Here is an 18,814-nt window from a genome sequence, read left to right as displayed (position 1 = left end):
GATGACGACCGCAACGCCCACCGTGGCGGCAGGCACGCAGAAGACCGACGGCACCCCGTCCACCACCGCCGGCCGGGTCCGCAAGCGGCTGAACAGCCGCACCGCGACGCTCGTCTCGATCGTCATCGCGGTGGTCTGGACCATCCCCACCTTCGGCCTGCTCGTCTCCTCGCTCCGGCCGGAGGACGAGATCAAGACCACCGGCTGGTGGACGGCCTTCACCAACCCGCAGTTCACGTTCGAGAACTACGAGCAGGTGCTGTTCGGGCGGTCGGCGTCCTCCGGGCAGCTCGCCGGGTCGTTCATCAACTCCCTGGCGATCACCATCCCGTCGGTGCTCTTTCCGCTCGCCTTCGCCTGCCTGGCCGCGTACGCGCTGGCCTGGATCAACTTCCGGGGCCGGGACTGGGTCTACATCGCGATCTTCGCGTTGCAGATCGTGCCGTTGCAGATGGCCCTGGTGCCGCTGCTGAAGTTCTTCTCCACCGGCGTCACCCTCGGCGGCGTCACAGTGATGCCGGCCTGGGACCTGGTCGACGAACAAAAGTTCGCCCAGGTGTGGTTCGCGCACACCTGCTTCGCGCTGCCGTTCGCCGTCTTCCTGCTGCACAACTTCATCTCGCAACTGCCGGGCGATCTGATGGAGGCGGCCCGGGTCGACGGAGCCACCCACCCGAAGATCTTCCGCACCATCGTGCTGCCGCTGATCACGCCGGCGCTGGCGGCGTTCGCCATCTTCCAGTTCCTCTGGGTCTGGAACGACCTGCTGGTCGCACTGATCTTCGCCGGCGGAACCGACGAGACAGCTCCACTCACCGTCCGGCTCGCCGAGATGGCCGGCACCCGGGGCAACGAGTGGCAGCGGCTCACCGCCGGCGCGTTCGTCTCGATCGTCGTACCGCTCATCGTTTTCCTGTCCCTACAGCGCTTCTTCGTGCGAGGCCTGCTCGCCGGCAGCGTCAAGGGCTGACCCGAGCGCCCGCCGCCGCCCGGCCCCTCGGGCGGCGGCGGGCGCACCGGGGCACCGAGCGGGGGAAAACCGTGACGAGGATCGATGATGTCGCCCGGCTGGCCGGAGTGTCCACGCCACCGTCTCGCGGGCACTGCGTGGACTGCCGACCGTCTCGGCCGCCACCCGACGTCGGGTGCTCGCCGCCGCCGAGCAGCTCGAATACGAGGTCTCGCCGAGCGCGTCCCGGCTCGCCGGTGGCCGGACCGGCACGGTCGCCGTGGTGGTCCCCCGGATCACCCGCTGGTTCTTCAGCACCGTCGTCGAGGCGGTCGAGGAGTACCTCCACCAGTCCGGCTACGACCTGCTGCTCTACAACCTGGGCGGCCGAGAGCAGATCCGTCAGCGCGTCCTGCGTACGGCCAACCTGCACAAACGGGTGGACGCCATGATGCTGGTCGCCACCCCGCTGCGGCGGGCCGACCTGACCGCGCTGGCCACCCTGGACCTACCCGGGGTGACCATCAGCTCGGGCAGCAGAGTGCCCAACTGGCCGTGCGTGCGGATCGACGACGTGGCGGCGGCGCGGGTCGCCACCCGGCACCTGATCGACCTCGGCCATCACCGGATCGCGCACATCTCCGGCGACCCGGACGACGAGTTGGCCTTCACCACCCACCTCGACCGACGGCGGGGTTACCAGGCGGCGCTGCGCTCCGCCGGCCTGCGACCCGACCCCAGCCTGGACGTCGAGTCCAGCTTCACCATCGACGGCGGCAACCAGGCCACCACGGAGCTGCTGGCCCGTGGTGAACCGCCGACCGCGATCGTCGCCGCCTGCGACGAGATGGCGATGGGCGCGATGACCGCGCTGCGCGATGTCGGGCTGCGGGTGCCGCAGGACGTCAGCGTGATCGGCATCGACAACCACGATCTGGCTGGCGTGCTCGGGCTCAGCACCATCGCCCAGCCCGCCGCCGAGCAGGGACGGCTCGCCGCCCAACTGCTGCTCGACCCGCTCGGGGCCCGCCCGCCGGGGCCCGTCATCAGACAACCGGGCACCGGCCACGACACCCCGGTGATCCTGCCCACTCGGTTGGTGGTGCGGGAGTCGACCGCACCACCCCGGGCAGACTGAAAACCTAACCACAGCGCGACACGGGAGAAGACCCTGAACACCGATCCGACGCAGCAGACGCCCTCCGGTCACCCGGTCACCGGCTGGTGGACCGAGGCGACCATCTACCAGATCTACCCCCGCTCGTTCGCTGACTCGGACGGCGACGGGATCGGTGACCTGCCCGGCATCACCGCCCGCCTCGACCACCTGGTCGAGCTGGGTGTGGACGCGGTCTGGCTGTCCCCCTTCTACCCGTCTCCGCAGGCCGACGCCGGCTACGACGTGGCCGACTACCGCGACATCGACCCGCTGTTCGGCACCCTCGCCGACGCGGACAAGCTGATCGCCGAGGCCCGCTCCCGCAACCTGCGGGTGATCGTCGACCTGGTGCCGAACCACACCTCCTCGGCGCACCGCTGGTTCCAGGCGGCGCTGCCCGCCGCTCCCGGCAGCCCGGAACGGTCCCGCTACATCTTCCGGGACGGCCGTGGCCCGGCCGGCGACGAGCCGCCGAACGATTGGCAGAGCGTCTTCGGTGGTCCCGCCTGGACCCGGACGGTCGACCCCGACGGGCGACCCGGCCAGTGGTACCTGCACCTGTTCGACACCGGGCAGCCGGACCTCAACTGGGACAACCCGGAGGTGCACGCCGAGTTCCTGGACGTGCTGCGGTTCTGGCTGGACCGTGGCGTGGACGGCTTCCGGGTGGACGTGGCACACGGTCTGATCAAGCAGGCCGACCTGGCCGACTGGCAGGAGCCGCAGGAGATCCTCTCCGGCAACGAGGTCGACAAGCCCCGCCCGCCGATGTGGGACCAGGAGGGCGTGCACGAGATCTACCGGCAGTGGCGGCAGGTGCTCGACAGCTACCCCGGCGAGCGGGTGCTGGTCGCCGAGGCGTGGGTCGAGCCGGCCGAGCGACTGGCCCGGTACGTCCGCCGGGACGAGATGCACCAGGCGTTCAACTTCGAGTACCTGCTCGCCGCGTGGACCGCGGCGGCGCAGTACGCCGTGATCACTCGCTCGTTGCAGGCCACCGACTCGGTCGGCGCTCCGACCACCTGGGTGCTGTCCAACCACGACGTGGTGCGGCACGCCTCCCGGCTCGGCCTGCCGGTGGGCGGCGGCCGACCCAACGGCATCGGCATCGGCGATCCGCAGCCGGACGCCGCCCTCGGTCTGCGCCGGGCTCGGGCGGCCACCCTGCTGATGCTCGCCCTGCCCGGTTCCGCCTACCTCTACCAGGGCGAGGAGCTGGGCCTGCCCGAGCACACCACGCTGCCCGACGAGGCCCGGCAGGACCCGACCTGGGCGCGCAGCGGGCACACCCAGCGCGGTCGGGACGGCTGCCGGGTGCCGATCCCGTGGGAGGCCGACGCCCCGTCCTACGGCTTCGGGCCGACCGACGCGAGCTGGCTGCCGCAACCCGCGCTCTGGGCGGAGTACGCGCTGGACCGCCAGCGCGGCGTGCCCGGCTCGACGTACGAGCTGTACCGCAGCGCACTGCGGTTGCGGCGGTCGCACGGGCTGGGTCGCGGCACCCTGGAGTGGCTCTCCTCCGGCGACGAGGTGCTGGCCTTCCGCAACGGTGAGCTGACCGTGCTGACGAACTTCGGCGCCGCCCCGGTGCCGGTGCCGGCCGGTGCCGAGGTGCTGGCCGCCAGCGCGGCCCTGGACGACGACGGCGCGGTCCCGACCGACGTGACGGTCTGGCTGCGCGGCTGATCCCCCACGACGACCCGTTCCGAGGAGCGACCCTCCCGGGGCGGGTCGGTCGGGCACACTGTGGACCTGATGCCGTAACGAGTCACTCGCACCGCGCGGCACCGCCGTCCCACTCGCGCCGCCGCCGTCCCACTCGCGCCGCCGCGCCGCACTCGCGGCGCCGCGCCTCAAGATCGTGCTTCTTCCAGGATGTAGTGGCGTCGGCCGTGACGGGAGGCCACTACATTCCGGTAGTAGTGCGATCTTCGGGCGTGCGGCGGGCACGGCCGGTGGTCAGAGCCGGTCGGCGCGGGCGTGCAGCAGGTCGTGCACGTCGTCGATGTCCGCCGGTGAGGTACGCGAGGCCAACCAGTACATGACACCGGTCGGGACGAAGAAGAGCTGGAACGCGGCCAACCCGACGGCGAAGTTCAACGGCGGCGGGAATGCCGCCCGTAACGCCTGGAACGCCACCCCGACCAGCCCGTTGCCCGCCGCCCGGCCCACCCCGTTGACCAGGTTGCCCAGGCTGTAGACAGTGCCCCGGTGCTCCGGCGGGTTGACGTCGGCGATCAGCGCGAACCAGTTCGGCGAGTTGGCCGAGGTCAGCGCGAGCGCCACGATCGCGGTGAGCAGGCTCAGCCCCACCGACGGTTCGGTGAACACACTGGCCAGCACCGCACCGACCACCGCGCCACCGCCCGCGCCGTCCGGCACGTCGATGGTCACCGGCACGAAGAACAACACCAGGTAGAACGGCAGCGCGGCGAGGATGCCGACCGAGGCGACCAGGGCCCGCCCCCGCGGCGTACGCCGTTGCACAGCGTCACCGACCAGCCCGCCCACGATGGACAGCACCCCGCCCAGCTGGAACAGGGTGGCGAAGACGCTGCCCACCACCACCGCGGTCGCCGCCGAGTAGCCCTGGGCCTCGGCCCGCTCGGCGAAGAGCACCGGCAGCCAGACCAGCGAGCCGAAGGCGGCCTGTGCGGTCAGCCCCTGCAGGATCAGCCACCGGTTGGTCCGTCGGGCCAGGATGCGCGGCAGGTCGGCGCGGCTGATCCGATAGTCGTAGTCGGCGCCGGCGTCCAGCCTGCCGGCCAGTTCCGGCTCGCTCTGGCCACGCCGGATGTCGTAGGTGAACAGGTAGGCCACCGTGGCGACCAGGCCGACGCCGGTCAGCACCAGGAACGGCCGCCGCCAGTCCGTCGCGCCGAGCAGCCCGCCGACGAGCGTGCCGGCCAGGGTGCCGACCCCCTGGGAGAGCCCCCAGAAGCTCATCACCAGCCCGCGCCGGGTCGGTGAGATCAGGTCGGTGACCACCGAGAAGCCCACCGAGCCGACCGCGCCGAGCCCGACCGCCGCTACCAACTGCGCGGCCAGGAACGTCAGGTAGCTGCCCGCGAGCGCGCTACCGCCGGTGCCCGCCGCCCAGAGCAGCGTGCCCACCATGAGCAGCGGCTTGCGGTTGGTCCGGTCGCCGACGTACGCCCAGCCGACTGCGGCCACCGCGCTGACCAGGAAGCTGACCGCGGTGACCACGCCGAGCAGCCGCCCGGACACGTCGAACGCGTCGGAGATCGGACCGTACAACGGCGGGACCAGCCCGATCGCCACGTTGTCCAGCGAGGCGAGCACCACGAACACCACGACGCTGTACAACCGGTGCGTCGGTCCACCGCCCCGACCGTGCGGGCGCTGGCCGGGCCCGCCACTGGTCACCGTCATGACCGGCAGCCAACCAGACTCCGCTGAGCAGGTCGTCACGCGGGTGGGTGCCGGTCACCACCGACCGGCACCCACCCGTGTCGATCCCGACGCTCAGCGCCGGTCGAGGACCAGTCCGCGCGCCGCGGCGTACTGGTCGCGCACGGCGGGGACCCGCTCTGCCGCGTACTCCTCGGTGCCCTCGACCGCCCAGACCGGCGGCGCGGCACCACCCAGCGCGACCCAGGCGGCCTGCCGGGCGGCACCGTCGGCGACGTACTCCCCGGCCGGCGGCACGACGACCGGGCAGCCGAAGACCTGCGGAGCGATCCGACGCACCGCGGCCGAGCGGGCTCCGCCACCGACCAGAATGACCCGGCGGGCGGTGGCGCCCTGCGCGGTCAGCGCGTCCAGGCCGTCGGCGAGGGCGCAGAGCATGCCCTCCACGGCTGCCCGGGCGAAGTGCGCGGGGGTCGAGGTGCGCAGTGTCAACCCGTGCACCGCGCCGGTGGCGAGCGGCCGGTTCGGCGTCCGCTCGCCCTCCAGGTAGGGCACCATGACCAGCCCGTCCGCCCCGGCCGGCGCGGAGAGCGCCAGCTCGGCCAGCTCGTCCAGGCTGACCCCGAGCATCGCGGCGGCGGCGTCCAGCACGCGGGCCGCGTTCAGCGTGCAGACCAGTGGCAGGAAACGACCGGACGCGTCGGCGAAGCCGGCGACGGCGCCGCTGTCGTCGGCGGCCGGTACGTCGGCGACGCTGCACACGGTGCCGGAGGTGCCGATCGAGACGACCACGTCACCCGGGCCGGCACCGACGCCGAGCGCGGCGGCGGCGTTGTCCCCGGTGCCCGCGCCGAGCAGCGCACCGCCCGGCCCGCCCAGGCCGTCGGCAAGCTTTCCCGCCGACTCCGCCGGACCGAGCACCTCGGGCACCACCAGCCGCCGACCGAAGCCCCGCTCCAGCAGGTCCAGTCGGTAGTCGCCGGTCGCCGGCGACCAGTAGCCGGTGCCGCTGGCGTCGCCCCGGTCGGTGCGCAGCGCGCCCAGCCCCGGCGCGCCGGCCAGCCGCCAGGTCAGCCAGTCGTGCGGCAGGCAGACGGCGGCCACCCGGGCCGCCAGTTCCGGCTCGTGCCGGGCCAGCCACCGCAGCTTGGTGATGGTGAAGCTGGCCACCGGCACGCTGCCGGCGGCCTCGGCCCAGAACTGACGCCCGGCCGTGCCGCCGCCGGCCTCCTCCACGAGATCGGCGGCGGCGTCGGCGGATCGGGTGTCGTTCCACAGCAGGGCCGGGCGGACCACCCGACCGTCCTCGTCGAGACACACCATGCCGTGCTGCTGGCCGGCGACGGAGATCGCCGCCACGTCGGCCAACCCACCGGCCTGGTCGGCGGCGCTGCGCAGCGCCTGCCACCAGGCTTCCGGGTCGACCTCCGTGCCGTCCGGGTGCGGTGCCCGGCCCTGCCGGAGCAGGGCGCCGGTCTCCGCGTCGCGGATCACCACCTTGCAGGACTGGGTGGACGAGTCAACGCCTGCGACCAACGGCATGGCGGCGGCCTCAGCGAGCGCCGAGCAGGTGCTCGACGGCGAGCTGGTTGAGCCGGACGAAGGCGAAGCCCCGGGCGCCACGGCGTCCACGTCGACGTCCTCGAACGCGGACCGGTCGGCCAGGAACTCCTGGTAGCCCTCGCCGTCGGCGAGGGTCGGCGTGCTCAGCTCGCCGACCTTGCTGGCGGCCAGCGCCTCGACCACCTCGGAGTCGGCACGGAACGCCGCGGCGCGCTCCTTGAGCAGCAGGTAGGTGCTCATGTTGGCCGCCGCCGACGCCCACACCCCGTCCATGTCCTCGGTGCGCGACGGCTTGTAGTCGAAGTGCCGGGGGCCGTCGTAGGTCGGCCCGCCGTTCGGACCGCCGTTCTCCAGGAGGTCCACCAGGGCGAACGCGTTCATCAGGTCACCGTGGCCGAAGACCAGGTCCTGGTCGTACTTGATGCCACGCTGACCGTTGAGGTCCAGGTGGAACAGCTTGCCCTGCCAGAGCGCCTGGGCGATGCCGTGCGCGTAGTTGAGCCCGGCCATCTGCTCGTGCCCGACCTCCGGGTTGAGGCCGACCAGCTCCGGGTGCTCCAACTGGGAGATGAAGCCGAGCGCGTGCCCGATGGTGGGCAGCAGGATGTCGCCGCGCGGCTCGTTGGGCTTGGGCTCCAGCGCGAACCGCAGGTTGTAGCCCTTGTCGATGGAGTACTGGGTGAGCAGGTTGACGGCCTCGCGGTAGCGGTCCAGGGCGGCCTGGACGTCCTTGGCGAGGTCGTACTCGGAGCCCTCCCGGCCACCCCACATGACGAAGGTGCTGGCGCCCAGCTCGGCGGCGAGGTCGACCTGGCGCAGCACCTTGCGCAGCGCGAAGCGGCGGACGTCGCGGTCGTTGCTGGTGAAGCCGCCGTCCTTGAAGATGGGGTGGGTGAAGAGGTTGGTGGTCACCATCGGCACCACCAGGCCGGTTTCGTCGAGGGCCTTGCGGAACCGGGCGATGTGCTGGTCCCGGGTGGCGGCGTCGGCGCCGAACGGGATCAGGTCGTCGTCGTGGAAGGTGATGCCGTACGCGCCCAGTTCGGCGAGCCGGTGCACCGCCTCGACCGCGTCGAGTTCGGGACGGGTGGCGTCACCGAACGGGTCGCGGGCCTGCCAGCCCACGGTCCAGAGCCCGAAGGAGAACTTGTCGGCGGGGGTGGGACGGGGTGCCATGAGCGACCTCCGGGGTGGTGTTGTCCGCTATTTGTTCAGCGATTGAATTATTTGCCCACACTATGGCACTGTCAAGGGGTGAGCCTCACCCACGCCCCGGCCGGCGCAGTCCGTCAGGGCAGCCTGCGCGAGCTCAACCTCGCCCTGGTCCTCGGCCGGATCGCCAGCGCCGACCGACCTCCCTCCCGGGCCGACCTGGCGACCGCGACCGGCCTGACCAGGGCCACCGTGTCCGCGGTGGTCGAGGACCTGCTCGCCGGCCGGTTGGTAGGTGAATCCGACCCCGCGCCCCGCTCGGGCGCCGGCCGCCCGGCCCGCGGGTTGGTGCTGGCCGATCAGGGGCCGGCCGGACTCGGCCTGGAGGTGAACGTCGACTACCTGACGGTCTGCGTGGTGGACCTCGCCGGCCAGGTGCGGCACCGCACCGTGCGCCGGGTCGACCTGCGCCCGGTTGACCCCGCCGACGCCCTGGCCCAACTGGTCGAGCTGGCCGGGGCGGCCCGTGACGACGCCGCCCGGCACGGCCTCACCCTGGTCGGGGCCGCGCTCGCGGTGCCCGGCCTGGTGGACGACGCCGGGGTGGTCCGACTCGCGCCGAACCTCGGCTGGCACGACGTGCCCGTTCCGGCGCTGCTCGCCGAGCACCCGCCGCTGATCGAGCAGGTGCCCGGCGTGCCGGCGCTGGTGGTGGACAACGAGGCCAACCTCGCCGCGCTCGGCGAGCTGCACTCCCGGCCACCCGGGCCGTCCAGCTTCCTGCACATCTCCGGAGAGGTGGGCATCGGCGCCGGCATCGTTCTGGACGGGGCGCTGTTCCGCGGCGTCCGTGGGTGGAGCGGCGAGATCGGTCACCTGCCGGTCCACCCCGAGGGCCGTCCGTGCCGCTGCGGCGGGCAGGGCTGCCTGGAGCAGTACGCCGGCCAGGAGGCGATCGTGTCCGCTGCCGGGCTGGCCCGGGCGGAGCTTCCCGCGGACACCGCGACGGCCCGACTGGCCGAGCTGGCCAGGGCCGGCGACGCCGACGCGCTTCGGGCGCTGCACGACGCCGGGACGGCGCTCGGCGTGGCGGTGGCCGGCGTCGTCAACCTGCTCGACCTGGACACCGTCGTGCTCGGTGGCGGCTACGCGGCGCTGGCACCCTGGCTGTGCCCCCCGGTGCTGGCCGAGATCAGCGGTCGGGTGCTCACCGCCGCCTGGTCCCCGGTCACGGTCCGGCCGTCGACACTCGGCGCGGAGGCCGCCGCGGTCGGCGCCGCCGGCTCGGTGGTCCGCCGGATCGTCGCCCAGCCCGCCGGCTGGCTGGCCCGCACGGGCTGATCGCGGCCCCCGCGTCGTGGCCGGCTGTCACCCGGCATCGGCATCCTCGCCCCCGGGCAACGATCCCTGGCGAGGAGCCGAGAAGCAGCAGGCGCACACGTCGTCAGACGCGGGCCGGCGTCCGGCGGTGACCACGGCCCGGCAACCCGACGGCACTCCGCTGCCGGCCGACCCGCGGTTGGCCCGCGAACTGCTCGACGGGCTCGCCGAGGCCGTGCTGACGACCGATGAGACCGGCCGCGTCACAGTGGTCAACGCCATGGCGGCGGAGCTGTTTCCAGAGATCGACGCCGGCACCGAGCTGGCCGGGTGCCCGGTGACGGCCCTGGCCCGGGCGGTCGCCACCGGTGCTGACCACTTCGACGCCGAGCAGCACGGCCGGCGACTGAGCGGTGCCCGACGGCAACTCGCCGGCCGCCGCCACGCCTGGTACGTCCACGACGTCACCGAGGAGCAGGCCCGCGCCGATGCCCTGCTCGCCGAGCGCTCCCGCGGCGCGACGAAGCCAGTTGACCACCCTGCTGCTCGGTTCACTCGGCACTGGCCCGGCCGGGCTGGACGTGCGGATCGCCGGCGGTGGGCACCCCGCGGCACTGCTGGTCACCGCCGCCGGCACGGTCACCGGAATCCCGGTCGGCGGCATGCCGGTGGGGGCGCTGGCGGCCGCCCGGTTCGCCGAGACCCGGGTGCACCTCGATCCGGGCGATCTGCTGCTCGCCGTACACCGATGGGGTGACCGGGGCGCGCGGCCGCGCGACGCGGCGGCGTTCGGCGAGGCCCGGCTGCGCGCCGTGCTCGTGGCGGCGGCCGGGCAGCCACCGGCGGCGCTCATCGACCGGGTCCTGCGGGCTGTCGACGACTGGCTGGACGGGCAGGCGCACGACGACATCGCCATGCTGGCAGTGGGTGTCCCGCCGCCGGTGTGACCGACGCCTTCCGGCCCGGTCAGGCGGTGCGCGCCACCGGCGGGTCACCGGCCGGCCACTCGCGGGTGGGGCCGACCGACCGTTCCGGACCGGCCGACCGTTCGACGCCGACCGACCGTTCCGGCCCGGTCCACAGCGCGCGAGTCTGCTGGCTGGGGTCGACTGGCCGCCCACCGGGTCGGTCCGGGCCATCCGGCCGGTCGCCTCCAGCGGCTCGCCCGCGGCAGCCGCGTTCCGCGCCTGCTCGCGGCGGGCGATCTCGTCGAACTCCCGCATCCCGAGCAGCAGCGCCTCGCGGCCCTGGGCGCTCATCGCGCTCAGCACGGCGGAGATCTGAGCCTGCCGGTCGGCCCGCAGCTCGGCGAGGAGCGACGGGCCTCCGGGGTGAGGTGCAGCGCGATCTCCCGCCGGTCGAAGCGACCCGGCTCGCGCTCAAGCATGCCGGCGGCGACCAACCGGTCGCAGAGGCGACTGGCGGAGCTGAGCAGCATGTCGAGTCGGGTGGCCAGCCGCCGCAGGTTGATCCCGTCGAACTGCTCCACCACCATCACCGCGCGAAGCTGAGCTCCGGAGACCCGGTTGGCGGTCCCCTCCCGGGCGGATTCCCAGATGCCCAGCAGGGCAGCGGCCGCCGCGTCGAGGGCGGCAGCCATACTCGTCTCGGGGTCCGGTGGACGGTTCAGTTCGGCCATGGTGGCCCGAGACTACTCCGAACCCGCTGGTGGTCGAGCTTTCCGTGAGGGAGTGAGGATGAGCGAACCGGTCAGTCGGGCACGACGTGCCCTGAACGAGGCATCAGCCGACCGGCTCGTCGCTGGAATCACCGACGTGCTCGCCCCGTCGTACGGAATCACCGACGTGGAGCTCTATCAGGTCGACTACCGACTCGCTGAGCTGTTGCCCCTCGGCGAGGCCGACCCGATCACCAGCCCCGGCCACCCCGCCTGGCGGGCCTTCGACCACCAGGCGCCGATACTGACCGACGGCACCGCCTGGATCCCGGTCACCATGCGGGGCGAGCGTCGAGGGGTGCTGTACCTGTCACCCGTCCCGGACGACCCGCAGCTCCTCGCCGCGCTGGCCGACGTCGCCACCGCGCTCGCCCACGAGCTGGCGGCGGTCTCCGCCGGCACCGACGTCTACCGGACGGCGCGCCGCGCCCAGCGCCTCACCCTCGCCGCCGAGATGCAGTGGGACCTGCTTCCCGGCCGCAGCCGGATCCGACCCTCGTTCAGCCTCGCCGGGCAGTTGGAGCCGGCGTACGCGGTGCGCGGTGACAGCTTCGACTGGTCCGACGACGGGCAGCGGCTCTGGTTGTCCACCATCAACGGCACCGGCGAGGGTGTCGCGGCGTCCCTGCTCACCTCGTTGGGCACCCAGGCGCTGCGCAACGCCCGCCGGGCCGGGCTGAGCCTGGCCGACCAGGCTGCCCTCGCCGATCAGGCCATCTACGACCTGCACCGGGGCGAGCAGCACCTCTCCGCGTTGCTGATGGAGCTGGACCTGCGTTCCGGGATGATGACAGTGGTGGACGCGGGCTCACCCCGGCTGGTCCTGCTGCGCGACGGGGAGGTCACCCAGCAGCCGCTCGAGGCGCAGTTCCCGCTCGGGATGTTCGAGGCGACCGACTACCACGCGCAGCAGTTCCCGCTGCAGGTCGGCGACCGGATCTTCGTCGTCAGCGACGGGGTGGTGGAGGCCACCGGGCAGCACGTGCGCTACGGCGAGACGGCGCTGGACCGGTTCCTGCGACGGACCGGCCCGATGGCGCCGCTGGACGCCGTCCGGTCGCTGATCGGCGATCTGCGCGCGTTCGTGGCCGGTGACCTGGCCGACGACGCGGTGGTCGTCTGCCTGGACTGGACCGGCCCGCACTCCTGACCGGCGGTCAGTACGCTCCGCGCCCGTTCAGCACCGCCCCGAAGGTCTTCCAGAGGATGGTGAGGTCGGCGGCGAGGGACCAGTTCTCCACGTAGTAGAGATCGAGTCGGATGCCGTCCTCCCAGCTCAGGTCGGAGCGGCCACTGACCTGCCACAGGCCGGTCATGCCCGGCTTGACCAGCAGTCGCCGGGCCACGTCGCCGTCGTAGCGGGCCACCTCGGAGGGCAGCGGCGGGCGCGGCCCGACCAGGCTCATCTGACCCAACAGTACGTTCACCAGCTGCGGCAGCTCGTCGAGTGACCACTTGCGGAGCAGCCGACCGACCCGGGTGACCCGGGGGTCCTGGCGCATCTTGAACATCAGGCCGTCGGTCTCGTTGCGCGCGGTCAACTCGGCGAGCAGCGCGTCCGCGTTCACCACCATGGTGCGGAACTTGAACACGCCGAACTCCTGCCCACCCCGGCCGACCCGGACCTGCCGGAACAGCACCGGGCCCCGGCTGTCCAGCTTGATGGCCAGGGCGATGAGCCCGATCAGCGGCAGCAGCACAGCCAGCGCCAGCGACGAGACGGACCGGTCGACCAGACCCTTCACGAGCTTGCGCGCGCCCCGGAACTCCGGCGCCTCGACGTGGATCAGCGGCAGGCCGGCCACCGGGCGGGTGTGGATCCTCGGGCCGGCGACATCGGTCAGCGCGGGTGCCACCACCAGGTCGACGCCGGTCCCCTCCAACTGCCAGCCGAGGCGTCGCAGCCGGGCCGCGGTCAGCTCGCCGGAGGCGGTCACCGCGACGGTGTCCGCGCCGATCGCGGTGGCGGCCTCGGGATGCCCCGGAACGACCCCACCACCGGCACGTCACCCAGCCGCTGCGCCACCGGCGCGAGCAGCGCGTCCGGAATGCACGCGCCCACCACCTGGTAGCCGGCGTACGGCTCGCGGCGCAGCGTGTGCACCAGCTCCAACACGTGGGCGGTGTCGCCGACCACCAGCACCCGGCGGGACCAGCCGGCGCCCACCGAGCGGGCCCGGTGCAGGCGCTTGCGGGCGGCGAACCGCGCCACCTCCAGCCCGACTGTGCCGACCGCGAAGGAGATGCCCAGGAAACCCCGGGAGACGCCGACGTCGGCGATGTAGCCGACGATGGCGATCGCACCGGCCAGCCGCAGGCTCGCGGAGCTGACCCGCCGGTACTCGTCCGCCCCGTAGCCGATCACCCGGTCGTCGTAACAACCGAGCGCCTTGAGCGAGATCAGCCAGGCCAGCACCAGGCCGGGGGCGACCAGCACGTACGGGATGTCCGAGCCGGTCGGCTCGTCGTCGCCGAAGCGGAGGACGTACCCGACGAGCAGCGCCGAGATGAGGATGGTGGTGTCCAGCACCACCAGAACCCGGACGTAGGACCGTTCGTCGGCGCGTGCCACCAGCCCGCCGCGACGGCCGTCCGGCTCCGCCGACGTGGCGGGGGTCAACAGTGTCGCCGCGCTCACCGGCCCTCCCCCTCTGTCTCAGGATGGCCCCGGCCGACGGGTCGGACCGGAAGCGGACGACCATGCCGGAACAGTCGACATCCTGCCTCGATAACTATGACTGCCGATTGCTTCCGACGTATTGCCGTCACTTTTCGTCAACCCCGTGGCCGAAAAGGGGCCCGCCACACCGGATCGGCGTACGGCAGGCCCCCTGACGTCTGAGCGTCGGATCAGCGCGGTGCTGGCGGACGGCGCGCGATGGCGCTGAGGAAGATGCTGCCGATCTCGCTCGGGTCCTTGGTGACGAAGACGTCGCCACCGGTCACCTTCGTGATCGACTCCAGCTCGGCCTTGCTGACCCCCTCGCCGATACCGATCATGATGACCTGGACCGGTCGCTCCGGGTCGGCGAGCTGCTTGAGCTTGGCCAGCAACTGCTGCTGGTTGATGCCGTTGTCGTCCTCGTTCTTGCCGTCGGTGAACAGCACGATCGAGTTCACCCGGCCGGGCTGCCAGTCTTCCTGCACCGCCTGGTACGCGGCGAGCATCGTGTCGTACAGGCCGGTGTCACCGCTGGACGGCTTGACCCCGGCGAGCGCGCCCTCCAACTGGGCCCGCTGGGCGGAGAGCGGCCCGATGGGGACCAACTGGCGATAGTCCCGGTTGCCGACCAGCTTGGTGGAGAAGGTCCACAGCCCGATCGACCAGGAGTCGTCGAAGAGACCGAGGCCGCGCCGCGCGGCGTCCACGGTGACCTCCTCCCGGCTGCGGTTGTTGGCGCTCGGCACCTCGTCCTTCATCGAGCCGGAGACGTCGATGACGGCCAGCATCCGACCGGACTGGGTGGCGATCGACCAGCTGGAGACGACCCGCTGGATGGCGGCCGGATCCAGACCGCCCGCCGCGGTACCGCCGTTCGCCGGTGCGGTCGGCGCGCCGCCGGACGGGCTCGGCGCACCCTGCGGGGCCTTGAAGCCCTCACCCCAGTTGCCGTCCGGCGCGCGCAGCGACTGGGCGGCCAGCCGGTCCCGGAAGGCGGGGCTGGTGAGCAGCTCGAACAGCACCCGGGCCGCCGACGCCTTGCTCGGTTCGATGCCGGGCAGCACCGCGTACGGGTAGTCCAGCGGCATCGGTGCCGGCTCCATGTAGAGCGCGGCGAGCGGCACCGGCGGCTTCTTGCTGTTGTAGGCGATCACGTCCTCTTCGGACAGCGCCGCCGCGCCGAGACCACTGGCGATGGAGGTCGAGTCGTTGGCCGTCGGGAAGCGGGCCAGCAGGTCGTTGCGGAGCGAGGAGCGCCCGGTGGCCAGCGCCCGCAGCGCGCCGACGGTGTTGCGCTGGGCGTCGCCGCCGGCCCCGTTGGCGGCGGCCGTCAGCGAGAGCAGGCCGGACAGGCCCGCCGCGTCGCGGGTCGGCTCGACGATCCCGGTGCGCAGCGGCGTGCTGGTGTTGTTGACCTGCTTGAGCAGGTCGGTCCAGTTGAACTTCTTCTCCGGCCAGCCGAGCCGGTTGGCGATCGGCTCGGGCATCGCGACGACGATCGGGCTGCGGGCGATGGACGCGCCGTTGGTCGGGGCGAACGCCGTCGCGTCCTTCTTCAGCCGCAACAGCCAGGTCGACGAGTCCGGCACCCAGACGTCCGGGCTGACGGCGGTGCCACTGGCCTGCCCCACGCCGGCCAGGACAGCTCCGTGCTTGGCCGCCACCACGGCGGCCACGTCGACCGGGTCGGACGCGGAGACGTCGACCCGGATGCAGGTTGGACCCACCGCCGCGCCGTCCTTGACCCACTGGGACGCGGCGGCGTCCACCGCGGGCGCTAGCTCCGAGGCGACCGCCACGGCGAGCCGGATCTCCCCGGAACAGCTGGGCTGGATCAACTCCCGATAGCCGAACCACGCGCCCGTCGTCACGACGAGCACCCCCGCCGTTGCGGCGGCGGCTGCTAGGTGGAGTTTCGAACGCATGCGATGGCGGCCTGCAGACACGGTGACCATCTTGCGTACAAGATGCCGTCTCTGCCACATCCGTTCGGACTAAAGTTACGGAGGAGAAACAGTTGACCACCTTTTCGCGACGGAGAGTGACGCAGCAGCCCCGTGGCGTGGCCAAACCGGTGCAGTCCTCACGTCTCGACTCCGACGTTCAGGGCAGCACACAGGTCGGGCTCGGCACCGGCACCGGCTCGCCGACCGCCTCCGGAACGCCGGTGTCGGCGTCGCGGCGGAAGACCCGCACCATGTCCGCCCGCTCATCGGCGACGTAGAGGTGCTCCCCGACCAGCGCGAAGTGCCGGGGCCACTCGCCGCCGGTATCCACTTCGGTCACCAGCTCGGGTAGCTCACCGGCCAGGGCGAAGACCGCCACCGTGCCCACCCCGCGATTGGCGACGTAGAGGAACCGCCCGTCCGGGGCGACAGTGACCTCCGACGGCTGGACGTGACCGGAGCGCTCGCTCGCCTCGACCCGACCGCGCTGGTGCAACGCGCCGTCGTCGGTCACCTCGTACGCGGTCACCGACGCGTCCAACTCCCCGACCAGGTAGCAGCGCTGTCCGTCCGGATGCCGGGCCAGGTGCCGGGGCCCACTGCCGGGCGTCGTGCGGATCCGGGGAGCCCGGGGCACCAGTCGTCCGCTCGCGTCGTCCAGGTCGTACCGGTAGACCGAGTCGGTGCCGAGGTCCACCGCGAGGATCGGCCCCCGGCCGGTGCCCGGCGAGACCATGTGCGCGTGCGCGCTGTCCTGGCGCTCCGGGTCGGGGCCGTGCCCCTCGTGCACCACCAGGTCGGTGCGCTCGCCGGGCACGCCCTGCGGGTCGAGCGGGAAGACGGCGATGCTGCCACTGCCGTAGTTCGCGGCCAGCAGGTGGTCGCCGCCGGGCCGCACCGCCAGGTGGCAGGGCTCGGCCCCGCCGGTGGACCAGCTGCCGAGCGGGTCCAGCGCGCCGTCCGCCCCGACCCGCCAGGCGCTGATCTCGCCGTCCGTCAACTCGTTGACCGCGTAGAGCACCGGCCGGGTGGGATGCCGCGCCAGGAAGGACGGCGACGGGGTGACCGCCACCGTGCCGAGCGGGGTGAGCGCCCCGGTGCCCGGGTCGCGACGCGCCGCGACGATGCCGCTGCCCCGACCACCACTCTGCGCGGTGTAGCCCCCGATGTGGACGACCTCACCCTGACCACTCACGTCGCACTCCTCCGCCGGCGTCCTCCGTTGATCCAACCAGAGGCTGCCCGCGTTGCCCGCCGGTTAACCGGCTTTCCGGCCCCGATCTCAGGCCGCTGGCACCGGCTCGCCGCGCTGCCGGGCGACATGCTCGACCAGAGAGATCAACACCATCTTGCAGGACTGCCGGTCCCGGGCGTCGCAGAGCACCATCGGCACGTCCGGGTCGAGGTCGAGTGCTCGGCGTACGGTCTCCAGGTTGAAGCGGCGGGAGTCGTCGAAGCAGTTCACGCCGACCACGAACGGGATGCCCCGCTGCTCGAAGTAGTCGATGGAGGGGAAGCAGTCGGCCAACCGACGGGTGTCGGCCAGCACCACCGCGCCGAGCGCGCCGAAGGCCAGCTCGTCCCAGAGGAACCAGAACCGGTCCTGACCCGGGGTGCCGAACAGGTAGACCTGCAGGTCGTCGTTGATGGTGATCCGACCGAAATCCATCGCCACCGTGGTGGTGGACTTGCCCTCCACCCCGGAGGTGTCGTCGGTGCCCACCCCGGCACCGGTCAACACCTCCTCGGTCTGCAACGGACGGACCTCGCTCAGGGCACTCACCAGCGTGGTCTTGCCAGCCCCGAAGCCCCCCGCGATGAGGATCTTCAGTGCCAGCGGAATGGTGGTGCTGGTGCCCACCTGGTCACAGCGCACGGAGTCCACTGACCACCGCCTTGAGGATGTCGTCGTCGGGAAGGATGCCGGCGGCCGGCGGCTCGTGCACCGCGACCAGGCCCTCGGTGAGGAGGTCGCCGAGGAGGACCCGGACCACACCGACAGCGAGGTCCAGCTCGGCTGCCAACTCGGCCACCGACACCGGCCGGCGGGCCAACATGACCAACCGTCGGTGCTCCGGCAGCAGGTGCGGGTGGCTCGCCGCGTCAACGTCCGATCCGGCCAACACGAACGCAACCAGGTCGAAACCGTCGACGGCGGAGCGTACCCGGCCTCCGGTGAGGGTGTACGGGCGCATTACCGGGCCGGCGTCGCCGTCCAGCCACTCGTGCTGCGGGCCGGGCGGCTCAGCCCGCATCACCGGCTCCGGCCGACGACCGGGCCGGCGCGGCGAGGCTCTCCCCCACCCGGATGACAAGCATCGCCATCTCGTACGCGACCAGCCCGATGTCCGCGTCGGCGTCGCTCACCACCGCCAGGCAGGCACCCTGCCCGGCGGCGGTGACGAAGAGGTACGCCGACTCCATCTCCACCACGGTCTGCCGGACCGGGCCGCCGTCGACGTGCCGGCTGGCCCCACGGGCCAGGCTGGAGAAGCCGGCGGCGAGTGCGCAGAGGTGCTCGGCGTCGGCGCGCTCCAACTCGGTCGTGCAGCCGAGCAGCAGACCGTCGGCGGACAGCACCACCGCCTCCCGGGCCGCCGGCACGCGTTGCACCAGCTCGTCGAGCAACCAGTCGAGGCCGGCGCTCTGCTTCGTCGAATTCCGCACTAGGCGTCCCTCTCAGTCGCGGTCGGGGTTTCGGGGGGCGGTGGCGGGCCGGCGGGTGCCGTGGGGGTGATGACGGTGGCGCGTCCGCGCGCGGTGCCGGCCTGTAGCGCTGCCATCACCCGGCGGACCTCCTCCGGAGAGCGGGGTGACGGCGTGTCGGTGACCGTCGACCGGGGCTGAGCGGCGGGGGTACGGCGGCGTACCCGCTGCGGCAGGCCGTCCAGCTCGTCGGCTGCCTCGTTCGAGGTCGTCGACCCGGCGTCGCCGGCGGTTGCCGGCGGCCTGACCGACGCTTCGGCGGGCGCGGCCGGGCCGGCCGGCAGGGCCGTCGCCGAACGGGTACGAG

The 18,814-nt window shown here is 72.7% G+C and carries 14 protein-coding genes and 4 pseudogenes; 6 read left to right on the top strand and 12 right to left on the bottom strand.

What is annotated here, in order from left to right; translation table 11 throughout:
• The first annotated feature begins 1 nt into the window (after window position 1).
• From JM949_RS09755 to JM949_RS09745, 3 genes and pseudogenes are all read left to right on the top strand, one after another.
• Window positions 2-970: a carbohydrate ABC transporter permease gene (locus JM949_RS09755; protein ID WP_203148090.1), complete on the top strand. Its 969-nt coding sequence runs from the start codon at window positions 2-4 to the stop codon at window positions 968-970.
• A 71-nt stretch (window positions 971-1,041) separates the two neighbouring features.
• Window positions 1,042-2,087, top strand: a pseudogene (locus JM949_RS09750) (LacI family DNA-binding transcriptional regulator).
• Window positions 2,088-2,120: 33 nt separating this feature from the next.
• A complete protein-coding gene (locus JM949_RS09745) occupies window positions 2,121-3,794 on the top strand; it encodes a glycoside hydrolase family 13 protein (RefSeq protein ID WP_203148111.1) in 1,674 nt (557 codons plus the stop codon).
• A gap of 273 nt (window positions 3,795-4,067) precedes the next feature.
• Here JM949_RS09745 and JM949_RS09740 read toward each other — a convergent pair whose 3' ends face one another.
• The 3 genes and pseudogenes from JM949_RS09740 to xylA form a co-directional block, all read right to left on the bottom strand.
• The gene (locus tag JM949_RS09740) at window positions 4,068-5,501 is read right to left on the bottom strand and encodes an MFS transporter (protein ID WP_203148089.1); all 1,434 of its coding nucleotides are present in this window, start codon (window positions 5,499-5,501) and stop codon (window positions 4,068-4,070) included.
• A 93-nt stretch (window positions 5,502-5,594) separates the two neighbouring features.
• Entirely contained in the window at window positions 5,595-7,022 is a 1,428-nt protein-coding gene (xylB, locus tag JM949_RS09735; protein WP_203148088.1) for a xylulokinase, read from the bottom strand.
• A 10-nt stretch (window positions 7,023-7,032) separates the two neighbouring features.
• A pseudogene (gene xylA / locus JM949_RS09730) lies at window positions 7,033-8,219 on the bottom strand (xylose isomerase).
• A 78-nt stretch (window positions 8,220-8,297) separates the two neighbouring features.
• Here xylA and JM949_RS09725 point away from each other — a divergent pair.
• Window positions 8,298-9,536 (top strand): ROK family transcriptional regulator, encoded by a 1,239-nt coding sequence (locus JM949_RS09725; RefSeq protein ID WP_203148087.1) that lies wholly within the window; start codon window positions 8,298-8,300, stop codon window positions 9,534-9,536.
• A 103-nt stretch (window positions 9,537-9,639) separates the two neighbouring features.
• Here the strand turns inward: JM949_RS09725 and JM949_RS36750 are convergent, their stop codons facing one another.
• Window positions 9,640-10,053: a hypothetical protein gene (locus JM949_RS36750; RefSeq protein WP_238432871.1), complete on the bottom strand. Its 414-nt coding sequence runs from the start codon at window positions 10,051-10,053 to the stop codon at window positions 9,640-9,642.
• On the opposite strand from JM949_RS36750, the gene JM949_RS36745 reads away from it, so the two are divergent.
• The gene (locus JM949_RS36745) at window positions 10,046-10,462 is read left to right on the top strand and encodes a PP2C family protein-serine/threonine phosphatase (RefSeq protein WP_238432870.1); all 417 of its coding nucleotides are present in this window, start codon (window positions 10,046-10,048) and stop codon (window positions 10,460-10,462) included. The genes JM949_RS36750 and JM949_RS36745 overlap by 8 nt on opposite strands.
• 317 nt (window positions 10,463-10,779) lie before the next feature.
• Here the strand turns inward: JM949_RS36745 and JM949_RS09715 are convergent, their stop codons facing one another.
• A complete protein-coding gene (locus JM949_RS09715) occupies window positions 10,780-11,154 on the bottom strand; it encodes a MarR family winged helix-turn-helix transcriptional regulator (protein ID WP_238432869.1) in 375 nt (124 codons plus the stop codon).
• A gap of 58 nt (window positions 11,155-11,212) precedes the next feature.
• Here JM949_RS09715 and JM949_RS09710 point away from each other — a divergent pair, with 58 nt between their 5' ends.
• Complete coding sequence (locus tag JM949_RS09710; RefSeq protein ID WP_203148086.1) at window positions 11,213-12,343, top strand: PP2C family protein-serine/threonine phosphatase; 1,131 nt, start codon at window positions 11,213-11,215, stop codon at window positions 12,341-12,343.
• A 7-nt stretch (window positions 12,344-12,350) separates the two neighbouring features.
• Here JM949_RS09710 and JM949_RS09705 read toward each other — a convergent pair.
• The 7 genes and pseudogenes from JM949_RS09705 to JM949_RS09675 all read right to left on the bottom strand — a co-directional run.
• Window positions 12,351-13,831, bottom strand: a pseudogene (locus JM949_RS09705) (sugar transferase).
• Window positions 13,832-14,043: 212 nt separating this feature from the next.
• Window positions 14,044-15,801, bottom strand: coding sequence for a substrate-binding domain-containing protein (locus JM949_RS09700; RefSeq protein ID WP_203148085.1), 1,758 nt, complete (start codon window positions 15,799-15,801; stop codon window positions 14,044-14,046).
• A 157-nt stretch (window positions 15,802-15,958) separates the two neighbouring features.
• On the bottom strand, window positions 15,959-16,996 hold the full coding sequence (locus JM949_RS09695) for a lactonase family protein (protein WP_203148084.1): 1,038 nt from the start codon (window positions 16,994-16,996) through the stop codon (window positions 15,959-15,961).
• 87 nt (window positions 16,997-17,083) lie between these two features.
• A complete protein-coding gene (locus JM949_RS09690; protein ID WP_203148083.1) occupies window positions 17,084-17,686 on the bottom strand; it encodes a GTP-binding protein in 603 nt (200 codons plus the stop codon).
• Window positions 17,667-18,056: a DUF742 domain-containing protein gene (locus JM949_RS09685; protein WP_203148082.1), complete on the bottom strand. Its 390-nt coding sequence runs from the start codon at window positions 18,054-18,056 to the stop codon at window positions 17,667-17,669. The genes JM949_RS09690 and JM949_RS09685 overlap by 20 nt, the downstream gene beginning before the upstream one ends.
• On the bottom strand, window positions 18,046-18,468 hold the full coding sequence (locus tag JM949_RS09680; RefSeq protein WP_203148081.1) for a roadblock/LC7 domain-containing protein: 423 nt from the start codon (window positions 18,466-18,468) through the stop codon (window positions 18,046-18,048). Before JM949_RS09680 ends, JM949_RS09685 begins: the two co-directional genes overlap by 11 nt.
• A pseudogene (locus JM949_RS09675) lies at window positions 18,468-18,814 on the bottom strand (nitrate- and nitrite sensing domain-containing protein); the annotation flags it as partial. The pseudogene JM949_RS09675 and the gene JM949_RS09680, both read right to left, overlap by 1 nt.

Source organism: Micromonospora tarensis (assembly GCF_016803395.1).
GTDB classification, from domain to species: Bacteria; Actinomycetota; Actinomycetes; order Mycobacteriales; family Micromonosporaceae; genus Micromonospora; species Micromonospora tarensis.
This window is presented reverse-complemented; position numbering and strand designations above follow the sequence as displayed.

Bases quoted from the DNA above. Each gene is read 5' to 3' on its own strand.
- JM949_RS09755 (WP_203148090.1), top strand. From the start codon at position 2: ATGACGACCGCAACGCCCACCGTGGCGGCAGGCACGCAGAAGACCGAC.
- JM949_RS09740 (WP_203148089.1), bottom strand. From the start codon at position 5,501: ATGACGGTGACCAGTGGCGGGCCCGGCCAGCGCCCGCACGGTCGGGGC.
- xylB (WP_203148088.1), bottom strand. From the start codon at position 7,022: ATGCCGTTGGTCGCAGGCGTTGACTCGTCCACCCAGTCCTGCAAGGTG.
- JM949_RS09715 (WP_238432869.1), bottom strand. From the start codon at position 11,154: ATGGCCGAACTGAACCGTCCACCGGACCCCGAGACGAGTATGGCTGCC.
- JM949_RS09710 (WP_203148086.1), top strand. From the start codon at position 11,213: ATGAGCGAACCGGTCAGTCGGGCACGACGTGCCCTGAACGAGGCATCA.
- JM949_RS09685 (WP_203148082.1), bottom strand. From the start codon at position 18,056: ATGCGGGCTGAGCCGCCCGGCCCGCAGCACGAGTGGCTGGACGGCGAC.